The sequence below is a fragment of the Carnobacterium sp. genome (assembly GCF_049673005.1).
GTDB lineage: Bacteria > Bacillota > Bacilli > Lactobacillales > Carnobacteriaceae > Carnobacterium_A.
In genome coordinates, this window is the sequence record NZ_JBATXB010000085.1 from 1 (window position 1) to 2,822 (window position 2,822).

The window sequence follows — 2,822 nt, forward strand, 5'->3', positions numbered from 1 at the left end:
TAAAATTATCTTTCAAGCGCTCTACAAATTCATCGTATACCTTTTCCATCACGATAAAACGTTTAGATGATGTACATTCTTGGCCAGCATTATATAATCGTGAGCGCCAGGCAATCTCAGCAACATCGTCCATATTTGCATCATCCATAACAATGAATGGATCCATCCCACCTAGTTCTAGCGTGGTTTTCTTTAAGTGTTCTCCTGCTACTTTTGCAACTGCTGCGCCACCGCGCTCAGATCCTGTTAAAGCTACCCCTTGAACCCTAGGATCAGCAATAATGTCTGATACTTGATCGTAGTTTAAGAACAAATTCGTTAACGAGCCTTTAGGAGCACCGGCATCCTCTATAATATCTGCCATCAACTGAGCTGATGAAGGTGTATTCGACGCGTGTTTTAAAATCATTGGATTACCGACCATAAAGTTTGGAGCAAAAACTCGAATAATTTGATAATAAGGAAAGTTCCATGGCTCGACCATCATGATAACGCCTGTAGCTTGATGGTGAATTTCTGCCTGACCATTGGCGCCTGTTTCAATTTCTTCTGGTTTTAACATTTCTTCTGCATGATCCGCAAAATAGTCGACAATAACTGCACAGAGCTCAACCTCACCTTTTGCTTCAACTAGTAATTTCCCCATTTCAATTGTACAGGTGCGTGCCAATTCATCTGATCTTTCACGTATATTTGCGGCTACTTGATGAAGCCATTTTGCCCGTTCTTTGATACTTTGTTTTTTAAACGTGTGATACAATTCATGCCCTCTTTCTAATGCATGTTCTACCTGCTCGCTTGTCGCCTCTGAATATTCTTTTACTATTTCATTTGTATATGGATTAATTGTTTGATATGCCATTCAAAAAAACCTCCTCAAATTTTTAGTTTCCAAGTATCTTCCAGAAAAATCAAAAAATTATTCGATTACTGGCTTTGTTTCTTCTTAATAAAAAGCTCCCCACTAAAATGGAAGCCTTTTCAATTGCGAAGGAAATTAAATCTTATATAGTCAACATGATGCCTTAGCGAATTATAGTTAATCCTATCCCTACCTTTCTTCCTAACTAGTACCAGCTTCATCAAGTAACTAGTTATTCTTTTTGATAAACCTTACTGACTATAGACTTACTATCTGTCAACAGCACAATAACCTGTTAACTAGTTTCTACTCTGTTGGAGTGCAAAACCTTCAGTTAAGTTAGATTAATAAAAACAAGCGGGTTTTTATGTCAACTTGAACTGACTAATTGCTTAACTTATCTAATCCCAACTAAGTACAGTGTACCATTTACTTTCACTCTCTTAAAATAATCTGTTTGTATTTTTTAGTTCATTCATTTAGAAGAAATCAGATGCCATTTTCTATTTAAATAGGTTTATTTATCTATCTTGTTTTTTTACTCTATCAGTTGACAATACAAGTTAAGAGCCATACAATAAACATATGAATAAGCGTTCATGTGTTAATCGTAATCATTACGTGTTTAAAATATATTTTTTATTAAGAAAGGTGATAACAATGAACTCTACTACTAATAAACACTGCCATGAAGACCACGATCATGGGAAAACTCCTATCTTTTTATATTTTGTTGGCTTAGCTTTAGCTCTAATGGCAATGCTATTGAATGGGAATGATTTATTCTTAAAAAATAGTTTATTTTCAATAGCTACACTTATAGCGGGTTACCATGTCATTATTGTTGAAGGTTTAAGCGAAACGATTGAGAACACAAAAAAGAACAAACAATTTACACCTAATTCTCATATTTTAATGGGTCTGGCTGCATTCGGTGCCTCCTTAATTGGTAGTTTCTGGGAAGGAACCTTACTCATCCTTATTTTCTCTGGTGCTCATTTTCTTGAAGAGTACGCAGAAGGCAAAAGTAAAAGAGAAATCACTAAATTAATTGAAATGAACCCAACCACTGCTAAATTGATTCTGCCTGATGGAAGTACGCAAGTCATCGATGTAGAAGAACTAAAAATTGGAGATCACTTACAAGTACTACATGGCGATCAAGTACCTATCGATGGGATTATCCTATCTGGATCTACCTCTATCAATGAATCTGCTATTAATGGAGAGAGTATTCCTAAAGAAAAGACTATCGGAGATAGTGTTTTTGGAGGAACGATAAATGGGACGGGAACTTTTTCGATGGAAGTCACAAAAGAAAATAAAGACACTGTGTTTTCTAAAATTTTACACTTAGTGAATCAAAATCAAAACAATCAAACAAAGGCAGCTAGCATTATTCAAAAATTTGAACCTAAATACGTTACTCTCGTTTTAGTTATCATCCCTGTTGTTATGACACTTGCACCTCTTTTATTTGATTGGACCTGGTCAGAGAGTATTTACAAAGGATTGGTTCTATTAGTTGCAGCCTCTCCTTGTGCCTTAGCTGCTAGTACCATTTCCGTAACCCTATCCACGACATCGAACCTTGCGAAAAAGGGAGTCCTTTCAAAAGGAAGTACGTATCTATCCCAACTAGCAGATATAAAGGCTATTGCTTTTGATAAAACAGGAACTCTCACACGTGGAAAACCAGAAGTTACTAATTATTTTTTTACTAATGGTTTAGAAGAAGGAGCTATTATTGATATCATTGTTGCTCTTGAGAGGAAATCAAATCATCCTTTAGCTAATGCTATTTTGGAAAAATTTGAACCTAAAAATCTGTTAGATATCGAAGTTACCAATCAAATTGGAGAAGGGTTAATGGGTTTTTATAATGAAAAAGAGTACCGTATAGGAAAACCAACTTCTTTCAAGAATGTCTCTGACAAGTATACAGAGTTGAATGAAAAAT

At 35.4% G+C, this 2,822-nt stretch carries 2 protein-coding genes; one reads left to right on the top strand and one right to left on the bottom strand.

What is annotated here, in order from left to right; translation table 11 throughout:
* The coding region (locus WBF61_RS06380) for an aldehyde dehydrogenase family protein (protein ID WP_424254937.1) at nucleotides 1-862 on the bottom strand (862 nt) is incomplete at its 3' end.
* Nucleotides 863-1,522: 660 nt separating this feature from the next.
* On the opposite strand from WBF61_RS06380, the gene WBF61_RS06385 reads away from it, so the two are divergent.
* On the top strand, nucleotides 1,523-2,822 hold a 1,300-nt coding region (locus tag WBF61_RS06385), incomplete at its 3' end, for an HAD-IC family P-type ATPase (RefSeq protein WP_424254938.1).